General features: G+C 68.0%; 17 protein-coding genes. 12 read left to right on the forward strand and 5 right to left on the reverse strand.

Features of this window, described 5'->3' with window-relative positions; genetic code table 11:
• Both QSJ19_RS20565 and QSJ19_RS20570 read left to right on the forward strand, forming a co-directional pair.
• Positions 1-649, forward strand: a 649-nt coding sequence (locus tag QSJ19_RS20565) for an endonuclease domain-containing protein (protein ID WP_286322863.1), incomplete at its 5' end; no start/stop codon positions are given.
• Positions 650-836: 187 nt separating this feature from the next.
• The gene (locus QSJ19_RS20570; protein ID WP_286322864.1) at positions 837-2,186 is read left to right on the forward strand and encodes an aminotransferase class I/II-fold pyridoxal phosphate-dependent enzyme; all 1,350 of its coding nucleotides are present in this window, start codon (positions 837-839) and stop codon (positions 2,184-2,186) included.
• 51 nt (positions 2,187-2,237) lie between these two features.
• Here QSJ19_RS20570 and QSJ19_RS20575 read toward each other — a convergent pair whose 3' ends face one another.
• Genes QSJ19_RS20575 through QSJ19_RS20585 form a run of 3 tightly spaced genes read right to left on the reverse strand, consistent with a single transcriptional unit; the run spans position 2,238 to position 5,397 of the window.
• Positions 2,238-3,215: an LLM class flavin-dependent oxidoreductase gene (locus tag QSJ19_RS20575; protein ID WP_286322865.1), complete on the reverse strand. Its 978-nt coding sequence runs from the start codon at positions 3,213-3,215 to the stop codon at positions 2,238-2,240.
• On the reverse strand, positions 3,212-4,519 hold the full coding sequence (locus QSJ19_RS20580) for an NtaA/DmoA family FMN-dependent monooxygenase (RefSeq protein WP_286322866.1): 1,308 nt from the start codon (positions 4,517-4,519) through the stop codon (positions 3,212-3,214). The genes QSJ19_RS20575 and QSJ19_RS20580 overlap by 4 nt, the downstream gene beginning before the upstream one ends.
• Complete coding sequence (locus QSJ19_RS20585) at positions 4,516-5,397, reverse strand: sulfurtransferase (protein ID WP_286322867.1); 882 nt, start codon at positions 5,395-5,397, stop codon at positions 4,516-4,518. Before QSJ19_RS20585 ends, QSJ19_RS20580 begins: the two co-directional genes overlap by 4 nt.
• Before the next feature lie 171 nt (positions 5,398-5,568).
• Between QSJ19_RS20585 and QSJ19_RS20590 the strand changes: the two genes are divergently transcribed.
• From QSJ19_RS20590 to QSJ19_RS20625, 8 genes are all read left to right on the forward strand, one after another.
• Positions 5,569-6,444, forward strand: coding sequence for a sulfurtransferase (locus QSJ19_RS20590; protein WP_286322868.1), 876 nt, complete (start codon positions 5,569-5,571; stop codon positions 6,442-6,444).
• Entirely contained in the window at positions 6,441-7,394 is a 954-nt protein-coding gene (locus tag QSJ19_RS20595) for an ABC transporter permease (RefSeq protein ID WP_286322869.1), read from the forward strand. The genes QSJ19_RS20590 and QSJ19_RS20595 overlap by 4 nt, the downstream gene beginning before the upstream one ends.
• Positions 7,391-8,245: an ABC transporter permease gene (locus tag QSJ19_RS20600; RefSeq protein ID WP_286322870.1), complete on the forward strand. Its 855-nt coding sequence runs from the start codon at positions 7,391-7,393 to the stop codon at positions 8,243-8,245. The genes QSJ19_RS20595 and QSJ19_RS20600 overlap by 4 nt, the downstream gene beginning before the upstream one ends.
• Positions 8,242-9,822: an ATP-binding cassette domain-containing protein gene (locus QSJ19_RS20605; RefSeq protein ID WP_286322872.1), complete on the forward strand. Its 1,581-nt coding sequence runs from the start codon at positions 8,242-8,244 to the stop codon at positions 9,820-9,822. The genes QSJ19_RS20600 and QSJ19_RS20605 overlap by 4 nt, the downstream gene beginning before the upstream one ends.
• A 95-nt stretch (positions 9,823-9,917) precedes the next feature.
• Positions 9,918-11,426, forward strand: a complete 1,509-nt coding sequence (locus QSJ19_RS20610) for an ABC transporter substrate-binding protein (RefSeq protein ID WP_286322874.1) — start codon at positions 9,918-9,920, stop codon at positions 11,424-11,426.
• A 16-nt stretch (positions 11,427-11,442) separates the two neighbouring features.
• Entirely contained in the window at positions 11,443-11,604 is a 162-nt protein-coding gene (locus QSJ19_RS20615; protein WP_286322875.1) for a hypothetical protein, read from the forward strand.
• 52 nt (positions 11,605-11,656) lie between these two features.
• A complete protein-coding gene (locus QSJ19_RS20620) occupies positions 11,657-12,646 on the forward strand; it encodes an AfsA-related hotdog domain-containing protein (RefSeq protein WP_286322876.1) in 990 nt (329 codons plus the stop codon).
• A complete protein-coding gene (locus QSJ19_RS20625; protein WP_286322877.1) occupies positions 12,643-13,314 on the forward strand; it encodes an HAD family hydrolase in 672 nt (223 codons plus the stop codon). The genes QSJ19_RS20620 and QSJ19_RS20625 overlap by 4 nt, the downstream gene beginning before the upstream one ends.
• A 22-nt stretch (positions 13,315-13,336) precedes the next feature.
• Here QSJ19_RS20625 and QSJ19_RS20630 read toward each other — a convergent pair whose 3' ends face one another.
• Complete coding sequence (locus QSJ19_RS20630) at positions 13,337-14,731, reverse strand: FAD-dependent monooxygenase (protein WP_286322878.1); 1,395 nt, start codon at positions 14,729-14,731, stop codon at positions 13,337-13,339.
• A gap of 123 nt (positions 14,732-14,854) precedes the next feature.
• Between QSJ19_RS20630 and QSJ19_RS20635 the strand changes: the two genes are divergently transcribed.
• Both QSJ19_RS20635 and QSJ19_RS20640 read left to right on the forward strand, forming a co-directional pair.
• On the forward strand, positions 14,855-16,195 hold the full coding sequence (locus tag QSJ19_RS20635; RefSeq protein ID WP_286322879.1) for an MFS transporter: 1,341 nt from the start codon (positions 14,855-14,857) through the stop codon (positions 16,193-16,195).
• Positions 16,192-17,406 carry a cytochrome P450 gene (locus tag QSJ19_RS20640; protein WP_286322880.1) on the forward strand — a complete coding sequence of 405 codons (1,215 nt, stop codon included), beginning with the start codon at positions 16,192-16,194 and terminating at the stop codon, positions 17,404-17,406. Before QSJ19_RS20635 ends, QSJ19_RS20640 begins: the two co-directional genes overlap by 4 nt.
• Positions 17,407-17,447: 41 nt before the next feature.
• On the opposite strand, the gene QSJ19_RS20645 is transcribed toward QSJ19_RS20640, so the two are convergent.
• Positions 17,448-17,789: an ArsR/SmtB family transcription factor gene (locus tag QSJ19_RS20645; protein WP_286322882.1), complete on the reverse strand. Its 342-nt coding sequence runs from the start codon at positions 17,787-17,789 to the stop codon at positions 17,448-17,450.
• Positions 17,790-17,929: the final 140 nt, after the last annotated feature.

Genomic DNA, 17,929 nt, shown 5'->3' on the forward strand with positions numbered 1-17,929 from the left:
CTGTGGACGAATGGCTGCGTGGTGGCAGGGCATCGTGGACACGCCGCCGCCGGTGATCACGGTGTCCGCGCCGCGCGGGCACCACGGTTCGGTGAAACCGGGAACGGTGATCATCCGCCGAACGCTGGATCCCGTCGACATCGTCATCCATGACGGACTGCGCACGACGTCGAAGGCGCTGTCGGTGCTCGACGCTGCGGTCGAGAGCGGTATGGAACCCATCGACCGCGGACTCCAAGGCGGGTTCGTGACCGTCACACAGCTGACCGAGACCTTCGAGCGCCGTCGGAAATGTGTGGGCGCGACCGAGATGGCGCGCATGGTCGCGCTCGTGGACTCCGGCGCCCGATCGGAGGCGGAACGGCTGACCGTCAACCTCTTTCGCGACGAACACATCACCGGCTGGACCGCGAACCATCCGGCTGAGGGGTACGAGATCGACTTCGCGTTCATCGCGATGATGCTGGCGGTGGAGATCGACGGGCTCGCCTTTCACCGCGACGCGGTCACCTTCCAGCGTGATCGCACCAAGCGCAACGCCCTGATCGAGGTCGGGTGGACGGTCCTGAACTTCACGTGGAGCGACCTCGTCGAGCGGCGCGAGTACGTGGCCGCGCAGGTCCGTCGCGCGTTGTCGGCGGCGGCGTGACCGGTAGATGACGGGGAACGTATCGGTGACCGTTACGTTTCGCGTCGTTTGGGTGTGGTGGTGGTGGTCGCGCGTCATCTGTGAGCTCGTCCCTGCCGGGCTATTGATCTTCAAATGACTGCAATCAAAAACTCGACCTGCGGTTACATAAGCGACATACTGGTCGGGTGAGTTCTTGGGTGGTCCGATGACCGTCGCCGATGACGCGGATCTGCTTGTCGCCTCGCTCGCGGAGTACCGACCGCGAACGTCCGACGAGGTACGCGATGTCACGGCCCGGCTGATCCGCGACGGTTCGCTGGCGGTCGGTACCCGGCTACCGCCGATCCGCGAATTGACCCGCCAGTCGGGACTGAGCACCCGGTCGATCGTGTCCGCCTGGGGTGCCCTACGACGACTCGGGCTCATCGAGACAAACCGGCGCGGTGGCACGGTCGTCGTGAACGGTGCCACGTCTGCCGCCGGGTGGGCCGACCGGGATCTGCTCACCGGAAGCCCGGATTACGACCTGCAGCCTGATCTCGCCAAGGCGTTGTCCGCGGGCCTGCGGTCCGAGCAGCTGAATCGCCCGGGTCGCGAGTACATCACCGACCGTCTGCGCGATGCGGTGATCGACGGGTGGCCGTTCCGCTCCGCGTCTTTCGTGGCGGCCAGCGGAGGCTCGGAGGGGCTGCTGCTCGCCGTCGAGGCTGCCGCAGCGCCCGGATCCCTGGTCGCGGTCGAGCAACCGGTGATGCCCGGCTTCCTCGACACCCTCGCGGAGGTCGGTTACCGGGTCGTCGGCATCGACTCCGATGATCAGGGAGCTCGTGCCGATTCGCTCGCCGAGGTGCTCCGCGACGAGCCGGCCGTGGTGGTCTTGCAGCCCGAGGGAGCTTACTCGGAGTCGGGCGCGCTCACCTCCGAACGCGCCGACGAGCTCGCTGCGGTGATCGAGAGCGCGCAGAACCGGCCGTGGATCGTCGAGGACGATGCGGTGGGGCCCCTGGCGCGGGCGCAAGCGCCGTCACTGGGCAGCTCCTTCCCGAACGAGACCGTCCGAATTCGCAGTTACTGCAAGGCGTTCGGGATGGATATCAAGACCTGCGTCATCGGTGGCAGCAACGAACTCATCGACCGGGCCATCCGATTACGCGTGCACGGGATTGCCGCGAACAGCCGGATCCTGCAGAACGCGCTCGCGCATCTGGCCACCGACCCGGACACGGACGCCGTCGTCGATACCGCACGCGCGCGGTACGGAAGCCGCCGTTCGGCGTTGGTCGACGCCCTCACCGAGCGCGGTGTCTCCGCGAGATCGGGCCCGAACAGCCTGGTCCTGTGGATCGACGTGCAGGACGAGACCGGCGCGGTGATCGAGTTGGCGCGCAAGGGCATCAATGTCGGTGCGGGAGCGCGGTCGTTCGTGCGGCCGGTCGGCCACGGATTGTTGCGGATCGCTGTGCCCCAGTTGCCCGACGAGCGTGGTGCGATCGCCGAGCTGGCCGATGCGGTCGCCGACATCGCCGGAACCGTCCACCGGGAGTTCCTGGACTGACGCAGGGAGCCCGCGGCGGACGGCTCGTCCAGCGCTGCTCGACGGTGCGGGTCAGGAGTGTGCCGGTTCCAGCGAGCGCAGGTGCGGCACGATGTCGGTCGCGATGCGCTCGAGACATTCGGTGTACCGCGGGTGATGGAGTGCGAGCGGCACGTGAAACAGCCAGTCTGTTGTCGCCGCCGGAACCGGTGAACCGAGGATCTCCGCCACCAGGCGGTCGGCCGAAGCGCAGTGGATGGAGAGTCCGCGACGGTAGGCGTCCGCCCCGCCACCCAGTTTCCCGCCGTAGTAGTCGGGGCTCAGTGTGACATCGGCGTCGAAGATGGCACGTGCGTCGTCGTCGGTGCCGCCGGGGACGAGTGCCACCGTGGAACCGATGCGCGGCACGCCGCTTCCGAGATCGGCGAGATAGGCATCGACCAGCCGGTGTGCGTCCCCGTCCTTTCCTGCCTCCGAATTGGGATGGGGGAGAAGGCCATCGCCCGCTCGGGCCACGCGACGGGCGGTTCGGGTGTTGCCGGTGGACTGCCAGACGCGGTGCCGAAGCGACGTGGGATCCGGATGGATGGGTATCCCGGGTGCTACCGTCCCCTCCTCCAGCAGTGAATGCAGGGTGGCGAGCCGAGACGCGTACAGACTCTCTCGATCATCCTGCGCGAGTCCGAATCCGGCGTACGTCGTCGCCGACAATCCGAACCCGAGGCCCTTTCCGACGCCGAGTTCCAACCGGCCTCCGCTGAGTTCGTCGGTGACCGCGGCGTCCTCGACCAACCGGACCGGGTTCTCGAACGGCAGCGCGACGACACCGCTGCCCAGACGGATGCGCGAAGTGTGCTGGGCGACCGCAGCCAACAACGGGAAGACCGTCGGAAGGGCGGCGTGGTGGGCCGCGAAGTGGCGGGTGGCGAACCAGATCGTGCCGAACCCGAGACGCTCCGCCGCGACCGCCGCCTCGATGGCCTGCCGATAGGTCTCGGCGGGCTTCGTGCCGGTTCGCACCTGGATGAACAACGACGGTGGCATGGTCATAGGCCGTAGTGCCCGCGCAGAGTGGTGGTCGCGTACTCCGTGCGGAACAGCCCGCGGCGTTGGAGAAGTGGTACCACGGTGTCGACGAAAGCCTCCAGACCGGAGGGCAATTCGTCGATCATGAGGTTGAAACCGTCGCACGCTCCGGTGCGGAACCAGGTTTCGATGTGATCGGCCACCTGCTCGGGTGCGCCGACGATGGTGTTGTGGACACCGCCGCCGGCCAGCAGGCGGGCGGCCCCGCGGGTGTCGAGATCCCGGTCGCGGACGAACTCCAGGAACACCGCCCGCTGGCCGCGTGAGCCGTCGGCGGACTCCTCCGCGGGTACCCGGTCCCAGGGGATCGGGGCGTCGAGGTCCAGGTCTTCCTCCCGCATACCGAGCCGGGCCGCGAGGTTCGCGACCTGGACATGGTCGGGAATGAGATCGGTCAGTTCGCGTTCGCGTCGGCGGGCACCCTCCTCGGTGTCGGCCAGGATGACGATCAGGCCGGGCAGTAGTTTGACGGTGTCCGGGTCGCGGCCCGCGGCAGCTGCGAGCGCGCGCACCTCGGCGCGCCGGCGTCGCGCGGAGTCGATGTCGGCGTGTGCGGTGTAGATGGCGTCGGCCGTACGTGCGCCCAACTCCACCCCGTGAGTCGATGCCCCGGCCTGGATCAGGACCGGCCTGCCGTCGTCGAGCGGCGGGGCCTTCAACGGTCCGGCCACCCGGAAGTGCTTGCCGTCGTGGGAGATCGGATGGATTCGACCGGGATCGAGGTAGCGTCCGGTGGCGCGGTCGGCGACGAGGGCGCCCGGTGACCACGAATCCCACAGCGCGGTCACGACGTCGAGGAACTCGGCGGCGCGCTCGTAGCGTTCGGGTTTTGCGGGAGCCTCGTCGAGCGAATGGTTCCGGGCGGCAGCGTCGCCCCCGGTCACCACGATGTTCCACCCCGCTCGGCCATGAGACACCGCAGCAAGTGCGGCGAACTGACGGGCAAGGTTGTACGGATCGTTGTACGAGGTGGTCGCGGTGACGATCAGACCGATCCGCTCGGTGTGCGTCGACAGCACCGACTGGGCGACGATCGGGTCGAGCAGCCGGCTGGGCGCATTCCAGTCCTTCGCCTGGATGTCCGGTGAATCGGCCAGGAAGACTGCATCCAGCAGCCCGCGCTCGGCCACCCGCGCGACGTCGGCGTAGTGCTCGACCGTGACGAAATATGCACCGTCAGAGGAGGAGCGTCGCCAAGGGCTCCCGATGGTGCCGCCGGGAATCAGATTCGCGTTGAGGATGACGTGCGGTCCCTCGGGTGTGCTCATGCGCTGATCACCGGCCCGGGTTCGACGGTCGACAGGGTCTCGCGGATGACGATCCGTGCGGGGTCGGACACCCACTGTGACAGCGACCCCGGATAGAACGCCGACTCGACACCGACGGTGGCCAGCACGAGTACCTGAAGTGCCGCGGCCACACCGCTGCCGCAGTAGGACGCGGTCGCGATGCCGGCGTCCAGGGCCCCGAGTGCGCGATACCGGGAGCGCAGCGCGGCGTCGTCGAGCACACGGCCCTCGTCGTCGAGATCGTCGAACACCGATGCGCTCACCGCGCCCGGGATGTGTCCGGACGCGCCGTTGCGACCCAGGTAGTCGTCGACGGGCCGGGCATCGAGCAACAGGCCGTCCCGTGCCAGGCGCGCGACGTCGTCGGTGCCCACCACCGGGAGGGCGCCGGGCCGGATCTCGACCGGCGCGATCTCGATGTTCTCGCGGTCCTCGGGCCGATCGCCGGTCTCCAGCGCCCCGCCGGCCCCGGTCCATGCGCGCAGTCCACCGTCGAGGACCCGGACATCGGCGATGCCGGCCCAGCGCAGGACCCACCAGGCACGGGCAGCGGCGGTCGATCTCGAATCGTCGTAGACGACCACCGGACTGGTGGGTGTGATCCCCCACCGCCGTGCGGACGCGGCAAGCCGGTCCGGATCGGGAAGCGGACGCGCCCCCGACCGTGCGGTGACCGTTCCGGCCAGATCGGCGTCGATGTCGACGAAATGAGCGCCGGGCAGATGTCCGCGTCGATAGGCGTCCCTGTCGGCGCGACCGCCTGCGTCGACGCGCACGTCGAGCACCACCGGGGCCGGGTGGCCCGAGCGTCGGAGTGTCGCGGCAGAGGAGAGGTGATCGGCTCGTGTGCCCGTCATCGATAGGCGCCCTTCGTTGTCGAGGAGGTAGTACTGCACCAAGTTATGTACTCACGATCTATGGAAACATAATTGGACCCGGCGTGATTTTTGTGTTCACGTTCGGCCGGTCCGCTGCATATGTTTCATCTGCCCGATCGGGATCCGCCCGACGCGATTCAGGAGGACTGCGTGTCCACACCCACCACCGAGGCCGGCGAGGCCAGAACCACCGCGTTCGTCAGCGCGCAGTGGCTGGAACGTCATCTGACGGATCCGCGGGTGGCCGTCATCGAGATCACCGACGACCCAGCACATGTCGACGCGCCGGGAACGATCCCGGGCGGGCGCGCGGTGTACTGGAAGAACCTGCTCTGGCATGCCGAACGTCGCGAGTTCGCCTCGGCAGCAGAACTTTCCGACCGCCTCTTGGCACTGGGCGCCGGCACGGGGCACACTCTGGTCTTCGCCGGTGAACCCACACAGTTCGCGGCCTACGCGCTGTGGGTGGCCAGGGTGGTGGGTGTCGGCGGGGACCTGCGCTACCTCGACGGCGGACTCGAGGCGTGGCGGTGGCGGGACTCCGGGTCGCCCGACACGCCTGTCGAGGCCCAGTTCATCCGCCCGTACTCCGCACTGCCGGTGTCGACGCCCCAACCCGAGCATGTGATCGATCGAGACGGCGTCCGGCAGGCACTGGACTCCGACACCGTCGTCGTCGATCTGCGGTCACCCGAGGAGTTCGCCGGCGACCGCGTGTCACCCGCGACCGAGCCGATCGATCACGGCGCCCAGCGACACGGACGGATACCGGGCGCCCGATCGCTGCACGTCCGCGAGTTGCTCGACGACGTCGGTCGAGTTCTCCCCGCCGACGCACTGCGCGAACGGATCTCGACACTCGACGCCGAGCAGGCGCCCGAGCTGGTGTTCTACTGCCGGCTCTCGCACCGTGCCGCCCTCGGGTGGCTCGTGTTCACCGACATCCTCGACGACCCGCGCGTCCGGGTCTACGACGGATCCTGGACCGAGTGGGGGAGCATCGTGGGCACCCCGATCGAGCGATGACCGCGTCGGTACGCCGGTGGGCGCCGGCCCGGCGGAGTTCGGGGGTGGCGCTCTCGGCGATCGTGATGGCCTGGGCCGCGGTCACCCTCGCCTTCCTCGCCATCCACCTCGCGCCCGGCGACCCGGTCACGGCAGTGATGGGAGAGTCGAGCAACCCGGATCTGCGTGCACAGGTCGAGCAGGACTGGGGGCTCGACCGTCCGCTGGCCGTCCAGTACGTCCGGTACCTCGGCGACCTCCTGCACGGCGACATGGGCTATTCCTACGTCCGCGGAGAACCGGTGACACACATACTCTTCGGTGATCAGCTGAGCGCGACCGCACGTCTGGCAGGCGTGGCCCTGGTGTTCGTGGCCGTCCTCGCGCCCACACTCGCCGTGCTGACCGCGGGTCGACGGAACTGGTTCTCGCGCAGCGTGAGCGGTCTGGAGCTGTCGTTCGCGTCGGCGCCGACGTTCTGGATCGGACTGATCCTGATCTGGGTGTTCGCCTTCACACTGCGGGTCCTACCGGTGACTTCCGGCAACGAGTTCCAGCGTCTCATCCTGCCCGCGCTCACCCTGGCGCTGCCCATCGCAGCAGTCCTCTCCCAGGTGATGCGCGGCGGCATCGAGAAAGCCCTCGAGCAACCCTTCGCCGTCACCGCCCGGTCACGGGGGATCGGAGAGACCTCCTTACGCCTGCGGCACGGACTGCGTCACTCGATGCTGCCCGCCGCCACACTCGCCGGATGGGCGGTGAGCGGACTGCTCACCGGCACGGTGGTCGTCGAGGAGGTGTTCGGCCGCGCCGGGCTCGGCACGGTCACCGTCGAGGCCGTGACCTACAAGGATCTGCCGGTAGTGCTCGGCGTCGCATTGCTCACGGCCGCCGTGTATCTCACGGTGACGGTGGTCATCGACATCGCCTACGTGTGGATCGATCCGCGACTCCGGGAGGCCACCCGATGACCAGCCTCACCGTCACCGGTCTCCGGCTGCGATCGCCGCTGCGGGCCCGATCGATCGGACTCCGGGTATCAGCGGTCTTTCTGCTGCTGATCGTGGTCGCCATCGTCTGGCCCGCGGTGTTCGCACCCGGCGACCCGCTGCACACCGACCTGTCCATCGCCCATCAGGCGCCGTCGATGTCGCATGTGTTCGGCACCGACCAGCTCGGTCGTGACGTGTGGATCCGCGTCGTCCACGGCGCGCGCCTGTCGGTGTTCATCGGTGTCGCGGCGACGGCAGTCGCGGTCGCGATCGGTGTCCCGCTGGGGCTGGCCGCCGGCCTCGGCAACCGTTTCCTCGACACCGTCCTGTCTCGCTTCTTCGACCTGCTCGGTGCGTTTCCGGAGATCCTGCTCGCCCTGGTCCTGATCGCCATCACCGGAACCGGCACGACCAACCTGATCATGGCCATCGGCGTGGCGTCGGCACCGCGGTTCGCTCGCGTGATGCGGGCCGAGACACGGCTGGTCGACCGCGCCGAGTTCATCGCACAGGCGGGACTGCTGACCCGCTCGCGGTGGCGGATCGTGCTGCGGCACACGCTGCCCAATGCGATCGGCACCCTGCCGGTCCTGATCACCCTCGGCCTCGGCACCTCGATCCTCGGTGCGGCCGCCCTCAGCTTCCTCGGATTCGGTCCCCAGCCGCCGACGCCGGAGTGGGGAGCGATCCTCTCCGAGGCCCGCGACGACCTCCGGATCGCCTGGTGGACGGTGTTCTTCCCCGGTGTCGCCATCACGGCGACGGTCATCGCGACCACGGTGGCCGGCCGCGAGGCGCAACGCCGATTCGAGCGAAGGACGACGACATGACGCTCGCGGCCACACCGCCGGACGAGATCACCGACACCGAGACGCTTGTCCGGGTCGAGAACCTGCGCATCGGCTTCGGCGACAAGGACGTCGTCGGCGGCGTCGGATTCGAGCTCCGTCGAGGGGAGGTCCTCGCCGTCGTCGGTGAGTCCGGCTCCGGCAAGTCGGTCACCACCCGAAGTCTCGCAGGACTGGCCGGTGCCGGGGCGCGCGTGCGGGCCGACCGGTTCGACCTCTTCGGCACCGACGCGACCGGATATGGCGAGCGGGACTGGCGACGTCTGCGCGGCAACAGGATCGGTCTGATCCTGCAGGACGCGCTGACGGCCCTCGACCCGTTGCGCACGATCACCAAGGAGATTTCCGAAGGGCTGCGCGACACCCCGCGCCGCGACCGGCCCGCCCGGGTCGATGCGCTCCTGAGAACCGTGGGCATCGACGATCCGGAGACCAGACGACGACAACGCTCCTTCCAGCTCTCCGGAGGCCAGCGACAACGCGCACTCATCGCTGCCGCCTTGGCCGGGGACCCGGAACTGCTCATCGCCGATGAGCCGACGACGGCGCTCGACGTGACAGTGCAGGCACAGATTCTCGATCTGATCGTCGGGCAGGCGCGTGCCGGTCGCGCGGTGATACTCGTCAGCCATGACCTCGCGGTCGTGTCGTCGGTCGCCGATCGTGTGCTGGTCATGAAGGACGGCAGGATCGTCGAGGACGGACCGGTCCGGCGAGTCATCGACGAGCCGGCCGCGGACTACACCCGCGAACTGATCGCCGCCGTGCCCGGTGGGGACCCACGCCCACCGCTCGCCGTCGAACCCGAGCGGGCCGAGACCGTCCTCGCCGCAGTCGGACTCACGAAATCCTACCGGGTACTGGGCCGACCGGTCGTCGCCGTCGACGACGCGTCCTTCGCCGTCGGCCGCGGCGAGGTGCTCGGCATCGTGGGGGAATCCGGCTCCGGCAAGTCGACGATCGCCCGGATGATCACCGGCCTCAGCACGCCCGACGCCGGCGAGCTGCACTTCCTCGGTGAACCACACCCGTCGTCCGACGCTCGCGCGGGCGATATCGGGCTCGTCGCACAGGATTCGGTGGCGTCGTTCGACCCGCGGTATCTCGTCGGCGAGATCATCGGCGAGGCCGTCGAGACGGTGACCGCAGATCACCCCGACCGGCCTGCTCAGATCCGGCGGCTGCTCGAGTCCGTACACCTCCCGGCCGGTGCCGCACAGCGACATCCGCGGGAACTGTCCGGCGGTCAGCGTCAGCGCGTCAACATCGCTCGGGCTCTCGCCACCCGGCCACGTCTGATCGTGTGCGACGAGCCGGTGTCGGCGCTCGACATCTCGGTACAGGCCCAGATCCTCGACCTGCTGCATGAACTGACCGAGAACGCCGACCTGTCACTGGTCTTCATCTCGCACGACCTCGCGGTCGTCCGCCGGCCGTGCCATCGGCTGGTGGTCCTGCACCGTGGACGTGTCGTCGAGGCCGGTGACGCCCGCGACGTGTTCGACGCGCCTCGCTCGCCCTACACGCGGACACTTCTCGATGCGATCCCGACGCTGTGAGGGCGACCCGGGTTCGTCCGCGCTCCACTCCATCCGACGATTCATTCACGAGAAAGCGCCCGACCTTGCGAAACACCATCACACGAGCCCTGTCCGTGCTCGTCTCCGCTCTCCTGATGCTGGCGGTCGGCGCCTGCACCGCCGATCCCGAACCCGGCAGCGGGGGTGGTGCGCCCGCCGGAAAGCCCGCGCCGGGAGGAACTTTCACCATCGCACTGGACCAGTACCCCGAACGCGGACTGAACCCGCACTACGGTTCGGCGTTCGACGCATCACAGGTTCTGCGGAACACCTACGACAGCCTGCTGTCGGAGGACGCGCAGGAGAACTTCCACCCGTGGCTGGCGTCGTCGTGGACGGTCTCCCCGGATGGCCGGGCCTACGAGTTCCATCTTCGTGACGGCGTCACCTTCCACAACGGTGAGAAGCTGGACGCCGCAGCGGTGAAGGCCAACATCGACGCGTTGCGCGACCCGCAGTACCCGTCATGGACGACGAATGGGCTGCTGCAGTACTCGAGCGTGTCCGGAGTCGACGTCATCGATCCGTTGTCCGTGCGCATCACGCTGTCCCAGCCCCGCGCCGACTTCCTGTCCACGCTGGCCGGGCTGAGCGGTGCGATCGTCGCGCCGAGCACACTGCGCGGCGACAAGGCGACGCTCACCAGCGGTGCCGGCATGGTCGGCTCCGGACCGTTCATCCTCGACCGAGCGGTCCAGGGACAGGAGATCCGCTTCCGGAAGAATCCCGCATACCGCTGGGGTCCGGCCACCGCGAAGCATCAGGGCCCCGCATACGTCGACGACGTCGTGGTCAAGTACATACCGGAGGCGTCCACCAGGGCGGGCCTGTTGCGCAGCGGTGAGGTCGACGCGATCGGGACCGTCAAGGCGACCGACATCCCGCTCTTCGACGGTGTGTCCGGGTTCCAGTACGCCCAGACGGGCTCGGCGGCGTCCACCACCGTCATCATGCTCAACCTCACCAACGGTCCGACACGTGATCCGCGGGTGCGCAGAGCGATAGCGCGCGGCGTCGACATCGGGTCGGTGGTCGACTCGGTCACCAAGGGGACGCAGAAGCAGGCGTGGAGTCTGATCTCACCGGACAGCAAGTACTTCGATCCGAAGTACGACGGCGCCGCGCCGGCCGATCTGACACAGGCTCGCGGTCTGCTCGACCAGGCGGGCTGGAAGGCGTCCGGCGACGACGGTGCGATCCGGACCGACAGCAGCGGACGGCCGTTGAAGGTCCGGCTCCTCGCGACGGTCCCGACCTACCCGCTCGACGATGTGCTCAAGGCGTGGCAGGCCGAACTCCGCCAGAACCTCGGTATCGACGTCGAGCTGAAGTACGTCGAGAACGCCCAGGTGTACGACCTGTTGGCGCAGAACGACTACGAGGCCTTCCCCCGTCAGGTCGGCGGCCTCGATCTGTCCCTCCAGCTCAACCGCGCCTTCGGTTCGACCAAGCCCGACCTGTCCTACGGCCAGATCGACGGCATCACCCTCGGATCCGATCGTCGGCGGGTCCAAGCTCGCCGACGCACAGGTCGACCGCTGGCTGCTCGACGCAACCAGGGCTACCGACCAGAACACCCGTAAGGCCTTGTTCGACAAGGTGACCGACCACATTCTCGGCAACTCGGTGGCGATCCCGCTGTTCACCGATCGCAACAGTGTGGCCGCGACCTCGACGGTACACAACCTCACCTCTCTGTTCGACCCGCCCCGAAACGTGGCGAACGGGTGGTCCTACGACATCGCCGTCCGGACCGCATGACCCGCTTCGCTCGACCAGTCCGACGAACGCAAGGCCCGACGAAAGGATCATCGTGACCCTCACACTCGAAGAACTGACGTTCGACCGCAACATCCCTCGCGGGATCGTGCACCGCGAATCCATCGCCGAGGTGTTCCTCACCGATGCTCGTCGCACCGCCGACGGCGCCGCCTTCGCAGCCCAATTGCCGCGCAACCACTCCTATTTCAGCGATCACCGCGGCACGGCGACGACCTATGACCCGCTCCTGCTGATCGAGGTGTTCCGTCAGGTGGCGATCTACTATGCGCACACCTTCCTCGGCGTCGAGCGTTCGGAGAAGTTCATCTTCGGCGCGGCCGACTTCGAGATCCTCGACGAACAGACGCTGCGGATCGGCGCCTGCCCCGGCCATTGCGTCGTGGAAGCCCACGTCGTCGGCGAAAAGGTCCGCAACGGGGTGATCGTCGGACTCACCCTGGAGATGGTCGCCTCCATCGAAGGCCGTGAGGCTGCTCGCGAGGCGATGACCTACCAGTGGATGCCGTCGTCGGTGTGGAGCAAGATCCGGGTCCGTGGGCGTGAATCATTGGGATTGCCTGCCGAGCATCATATTCCGGCGGCGAGTCATGTCGCCCGCATGCGTCCCGGATCGGTCGGGCGGCACAATCCACGAAACGCGATTCTCGCGAACCCGGAACTGGCCGCCGACGAACTGAACGCCCTCACCGTGATCGACACCAACCATCCGTCGCTCTTCGACCACGCCCTCGACCATGTACCCGGAATGCTGCAGTTCGAGGCCGCCCGGCAGGTGGCGATGGCGGCCGCCAATGCCTCGCTCGGGCTCGACACCAGCCGTATGGTGATGCACCAGTTGCAGATCGAGTTCACCAAGTTCGGTGAGTTCGAGCGCGAGACGGTGGCCCGGTCGACGGCGGAGCCCGATGGAGAGGGCGGAGCGCACGCGCAGGTGCGTCTCACCCAGGGTGCCGACGTCATCGCCGAAGGTTCGGTCCATCTCCGCCTCCTGCCGGTCGACGTGTGGACGATGGTCCAATGAGCGGGTCCGAACGTACTCCAGGGCCCTTCGTCTGGTTCGACTTCGGTGGTGTCCTCTCGCCTCCGCTGGACGAGCTGTTCGGCCGGTACGAACAGAACACCGGGATACCGGCCGCGACGTTGAAGCGGGCGATCGCGGTGGTCGGCGAGGAGTACGGCCTACCGCCGTTGGCTCCGATCGAACTGGCGCTGCTCGACGAGCGAGCGTGGGTCGCCAAACTGCACAGGGCCATCCGACTCGAGTCCCCGGACCTCGACCTGTCCCGCAGCGACCCCGACTTCGGGCGACAATGGTTCACCGGCCACGTGGTCGAGCCGGCCGTCCGGGGCCTGGCGGTCGAGCTCGCCGGCTCCGGTCTGCGGGTGGGCATCCTCAGCAACAACGTGGTGGAGTGGGAACCGTACTGGCGTCCGATGGTCGGTCTCGACGACGTCGTCACCGATCTCGTCGACTCGTGCAAGGTCGGTGTGCGCAAGCCGGATCCGGAGATCTTCGCGCTCGCGGCCCGGCGCAACGACGTCGACCCGCGGGACTGCATCCTGCTCGACGACCTCGACGAGAACTGTCGGGCGGCCGAGGAGTCCGGGTGGACGGCCATCAGATTCGTCGATGCCGATCAGGCGATCCGAGATGTCCGTGCCGCGGTCACCGAGCGTCTCGTCGCCTGATCCGGCAGAGGCGCACCGGGGTTCACGCGGTGTGCGCGAGGTAGCCGTCCGGTCGGACGAGAGCCGACACCCACGGCTGCTCCGGGGTGACCTTGCCGGTGACGACGACCTGACCGGGCTCGTCACCGGGAATGGAGATCGACTCGTCCGGACGGATGGCCACATGCCGTCCGGCCGTCAGCAGTTCGGCGAGTGTGTGTACCGCCCCGTCGTCCTCGGTGATCACCAGATCGGTTTGGAACCCCGGTTGGAACTGGCCGCTGATCACCTCGGCGACGGCGTCGTGAACGGCGGGCACACCGAGCAGCGCGATCACCGCATCCCTGATGTCGGTCGTGGCCGGGTTCATCATGCGCGACTGCAGGACGGTGTTCCCGACGACGGTCCGGGCGACCCACACCCGCTCGCGCGACCAGTCGTCGAGCACGCAGGCATCGGTGGTGCCCGCGATGACCCGGGCGAGGCGCCACCCGAGCGTGAACGCGTCCTGCATCCCGGTGTTGAGTCCCTGACCGCCCAGCGGGTAGTGGACGTGGGCGGCATCGCCGACCACCAGGAGCCGGCCTGCGCGCATCCGGGTGCGATAGCGGCCGAAGTCGCTGAACCGGGTCAGGTGCGAGATGTCGTCCAGCATGGGTGGGGTGCCCAGTATGGTGCCCAGGTCGTCGAGGTATTCACGTTCGGTGGGAGTTTCGCGGAGCTGCGCCGGACCGGAGAAGTCGAGGCCGATGATGCGGGTCGGCGCACCGGGGTTCGGGTTGTGCAGGGTCCAGCCGGTGTTCGTGGGATGCCAGCCCGGCGGTGGGAGGTCGTCGCGCGACGTTCTCGCCAACCCCGCGATCGCATTCATCGTCGCCGGGTAGGTGTGTGCGGGGAGACCGCCGTGCCGGGCCACGAGGCTACGCGCGCCATCGGCTCCGACCACGAAGCCGGCGACGATGGTCATGGCGGCGCTCCCGTCGAGTGGTTCGATGTCGACCGCTACCTCGTCGTCGGTGGTGCGGATGGCGGTCACGGTGTGGCCGCGCAGGATTCGAGCTCCCGACGAGCTCGCTCGCTGCTCGAACGCCGCCTCGAGTCGCGCCTGCGGGATGCCGGCGATCGGTGCGGGCTCCACTGCGGGCGCCGTGATCGACAGCACCGGCTGTGCGGCGAACTGGAACTGCGTTCGACGGACTGCGCCGGCGTGACGCGCGATCTCGTCCGCGCGTACCGACGGCAGGTAGCCGCGCCGGGCGAGATGCGACACCGACCTCGCGTGGACGGTGCCGGCCCGTGGGCGTTCGTCGAGGTCGGTCCTGGTCTCGATGATCGTCACCGCGGTCTTCTGGAGGGCCAGTTCGGCGGCCAGCAACATCCCCACCGGGCCGCCACCGACGATCACCACCTCTGTGCGACTGTGCTCGTCGGCCGTCATCGTGATTCCTCCTGTTGCATCGGTACCAGAGCGATGGTACCTACTAATAACATCGTATCTACCCGGACGATAGTAGCTGCGATCCGACCGTTCGATCACCGAGTCAGTCCGAAGGGAGATCCCATGTCGGCCACCACCGACGAGACCGCGTCAACCACCGGATCATCAGCCGGGGCGTCCCCGAGCAGGTGGACGCTTCCGATCGTGCTCGCGGCGCAGTTCGTCACACCGACGTCCATCGCGGGCACTGCCATCGCGCTACCGCTCATCTCGAAAGACCTCGGCTCCGATCCCACTGCGCTGCAGTGGGTCGTCAACGGATTCAATGTGTCGTTCGCGCTGGCGACCCTGCTCTGGGGCGCGCTGAGCGACCGCATCGGTCACCGGCGGACCTTCACCTATGGCGCACTCCTGGTCACCGCAGGCAGTGTGCTGAGCGCCGCGGCCCCGAACCTCGTGGTTCTCGACCTCGCACGCATCGTCGCGGGCATCGGCGCAGCCGCGATCCTCACGGGGTCGAGTTCGATGCTGTCCAACGCCTTCTCCGGAGATCGTCGCACCCACGCCTTCGCCGTCTTCGGGACCATCAACGGACTCGGGCTCGCGCTGGGGCCCACGATCTCCGGAGCGCTGATCTCCCTGGTCGATTGGCGCGGCGTCTTCGTCGTCCACGCGGTCATCCTGGCGGTCGCCGCCGCGGGTTCACGGGTCCTCCCCGGCGCCCGGCCGGCCGTCGGTCCGCGCGGCCCGATCCTGGATGTCTCGCTGTTGCGCAACCGCGAGTTCCTCGCCATGTGCCTCGTCCCCGTCGCGGGTTCGATCGGATTCGTCACGCTGTTGACGTACCTGCCGTCGGCCTTCAGCGGTATCAAGAACCTCTCTGCCGGAAACTCTGGTCTGATCATGCTGGCGATGACCATCCCGGTCCTCGTCGCGCCACTCGCGGTGGCGCAGTTGATCACCCGCGTCCGTGTGCTGACCGTCGGTGTCGTGGTCTACCTCAGTCTCGGGGCACTGCTCCTGGGCAACATCGGGATCCTGTTGCTGACCGAGGACCGGTCGATCGGGTGGCTGATCGTCCCCATGGTGTTGGTGGGACTCGGTTTCGGTCTACCCATCGGGCTCGTCGACGGCCATGCGCTGTCGGTGATCCCGGCTCAGCGCGCCGGTACGGCGGCGGGGCTGCTCAACTTCTTCCGCATCGGCAGTGAGGCGGTCTTCGTGGCCGGGTACGCGCTGATCCTGTCCACCGTGGTCGGTGCCCATCTGAGCGGTGCCGCCGCCGACGACACCTCGGCAGGACAGTTCGGTCATCCGGACGTCTACCGGATCGCCTTCGTGACGACCGTCGGCGTCCTCATCGCGTTGCTGGCGGTCCTGACGGTCGCCGTCGTCGTCGTCCGTTCACGCTCGTCCTCCGCCGAGCCCGCGGCGGAGCAGCCCCCCGAAGGAGTCTCACGATGACCAAGTCCCTCACCGCTCCCGTGCGGTTCGACCTCCGCGAGATCCCTGGCTTGCGGCCACCGTCGATGTACACCACGGTCGACGACCGCTCGGCGGGCGGCCTACCGCAGGTGCTCCTGCCGAGCGGACACACCGCGGTGCACCTGACGTCCTATGCCGATGTGCATCGAGTCCTCACCGACGTGTCGTTCGCGCGGGCCGAGACCAATGTCGACGACGGTCCGACGTTCCTGCCCACGATCATGCCGCCCGAGATGCTGCTCAACCTCGACCACCCCGATCACGGTCGTCTCAAGGGCTTCGTCGGCTCGGCCTACAGCGCGGCCACGATGCAGCGTCGGATTCCCAGCGTGCAGCGGGTTCTCGACGTGGCGGTCGCCGACCTGCGCAACAGGCAAGACACCGGCGACGCGGACCTGATCGGTGCGCTCCTCGACCCGCTGACCATCGGTGTGAACGTCGACCACCTCGGCATCCCCACCGCCGACATCCCGTACTTCCGCCATCTGTCGCGGGAGATGCAGCTGGCCCACGACACCGATGTGCCTGTCCTGCTGGAGAACTTCTGGACCCTGTATCACTACCTCGAGGATCTCGTCGCCGGTCGTCGGGAGCTGGCAGACGGTCTCATCCGTGACCTGCTCGCGGCGCGCGACTCGGTATCACCGCCGGTGACCGACGCGGAGTACGCCGCGATCCTGCTGGGGTCCCTGGTCGGTGGCGATCAGAACGTTCTCTCGGTGGTGACCAAGATCGCCTACGTGGCGCTCGCACGACCCGAACTGTGGCAGTACCTGGTCGAGAACCCCGACTCGATCCCGACGGTGCTGGAGGAGCTGTTGCGACTCCTGCCACTCGGGAGGATCTCGACCTTCCCGCGCGTGACGACCACCGAGGTGCGGGTGGACGAGGGGATCCTCCGCCCTGGCGACGTGGTCTACGCGGACGCGCATGAGGCCAACCGCGACTCGGCGGTCTACCCGGATCCGTGGACGGTCGACGTCACCCGAGACGGCCGACGGCACCTGCAGTTCGGCTACGGGATGCACCATTGCATGGGCTCGGCGTTGGCGCGTATGGAGATCACCGAGGTGCTCCGACGTCTCGTCGCCGAGTTCCCCACGCTTCGCCTCGACGCCGATCCGGACGACATCGTCTGGGAGACAGGGGTTCTCGTCCACCGCCCGGTCGCACTACCGGTCGCCTGGTGAGCCTGCCGGCCTGAGCGCCGAAGGTGTGGTGGGAAGCGTCGTCACGCCGGCCGGGTCTCCGCCCGGGCGGCGTTGTCGGCTGCCAGGATCGCGTCCAACAGGCCGGGAAAGGCGCGGTCGACGTCGTCACGACGGAGCCTGGTCATGCGCCCGTTGCCGACGTCACGCTGCCAGATGAGTCCGGCTTTGCGCAGAACGCGGAAGTGGTGGGTGCGGGTCGACGGTGCCCACGGGAGCCCGAACACGCTGCAGAACTGTTCGGTCCCTTGTGGTTCCGCGGCCAACTGCGCGATCACGCTGCGCCGGTTGTCGTCGGCGAGCGCGTGCAGGACCGTCGTCAGGTCGTACTCGTCTGGATCGGGATGCCCGTCCGCGTCGGCCATGGGGGTCACCTCTACTCTCGTGCCGTCGACATACCAGATCCATGGTACCTATCGTCGTGAATCCCTCGACGAGGTGCGCGTGTTGTGGGCGGCGCGCCGGTAGATGACGTGGAACGTATCGTCGACCGTTACGTTCTCCG

Origin of the sequence: Gordonia sp. ABSL11-1 (assembly GCF_030315685.1) — a bacterium.
Classification (GTDB): domain Bacteria; phylum Actinomycetota; class Actinomycetes; order Mycobacteriales; family Mycobacteriaceae; genus Gordonia.

Excerpts from the sequence above, each read along its gene's own strand:
- QSJ19_RS20570 (WP_286322864.1), top strand. The coding sequence starts at position 837 with ATGACCGTCGCCGATGACGCGGATCTGCTTGTCGCCTCGCTCGCGGAG.
- QSJ19_RS20575 (WP_286322865.1), bottom strand. The coding sequence starts at position 3,215 with ATGACCATGCCACCGTCGTTGTTCATCCAGGTGCGAACCGGCACGAAG.
- QSJ19_RS20580 (WP_286322866.1), bottom strand. The coding sequence starts at position 4,519 with ATGAGCACACCCGAGGGACCGCACGTCATCCTCAACGCGAATCTGATT.
- QSJ19_RS20585 (WP_286322867.1), bottom strand. The coding sequence starts at position 5,397 with ATGACGGGCACACGAGCCGATCACCTCTCCTCTGCCGCGACACTCCGA.
- QSJ19_RS20595 (WP_286322869.1), top strand. The coding sequence starts at position 6,441 with ATGACCGCGTCGGTACGCCGGTGGGCGCCGGCCCGGCGGAGTTCGGGG.
- QSJ19_RS20600 (WP_286322870.1), top strand. The coding sequence starts at position 7,391 with ATGACCAGCCTCACCGTCACCGGTCTCCGGCTGCGATCGCCGCTGCGG.
- QSJ19_RS20605 (WP_286322872.1), top strand. The coding sequence starts at position 8,242 with ATGACGCTCGCGGCCACACCGCCGGACGAGATCACCGACACCGAGACG.
- QSJ19_RS20625 (WP_286322877.1), top strand. The coding sequence starts at position 12,643 with ATGAGCGGGTCCGAACGTACTCCAGGGCCCTTCGTCTGGTTCGACTTC.
- QSJ19_RS20630 (WP_286322878.1), bottom strand. The coding sequence starts at position 14,731 with ATGACGGCCGACGAGCACAGTCGCACAGAGGTGGTGATCGTCGGTGGC.
- QSJ19_RS20635 (WP_286322879.1), top strand. The coding sequence starts at position 14,855 with ATGTCGGCCACCACCGACGAGACCGCGTCAACCACCGGATCATCAGCC.
- QSJ19_RS20640 (WP_286322880.1), top strand. The coding sequence starts at position 16,192 with ATGACCAAGTCCCTCACCGCTCCCGTGCGGTTCGACCTCCGCGAGATC.
- QSJ19_RS20645 (WP_286322882.1), bottom strand. The coding sequence starts at position 17,789 with ATGGCCGACGCGGACGGGCATCCCGATCCAGACGAGTACGACCTGACG.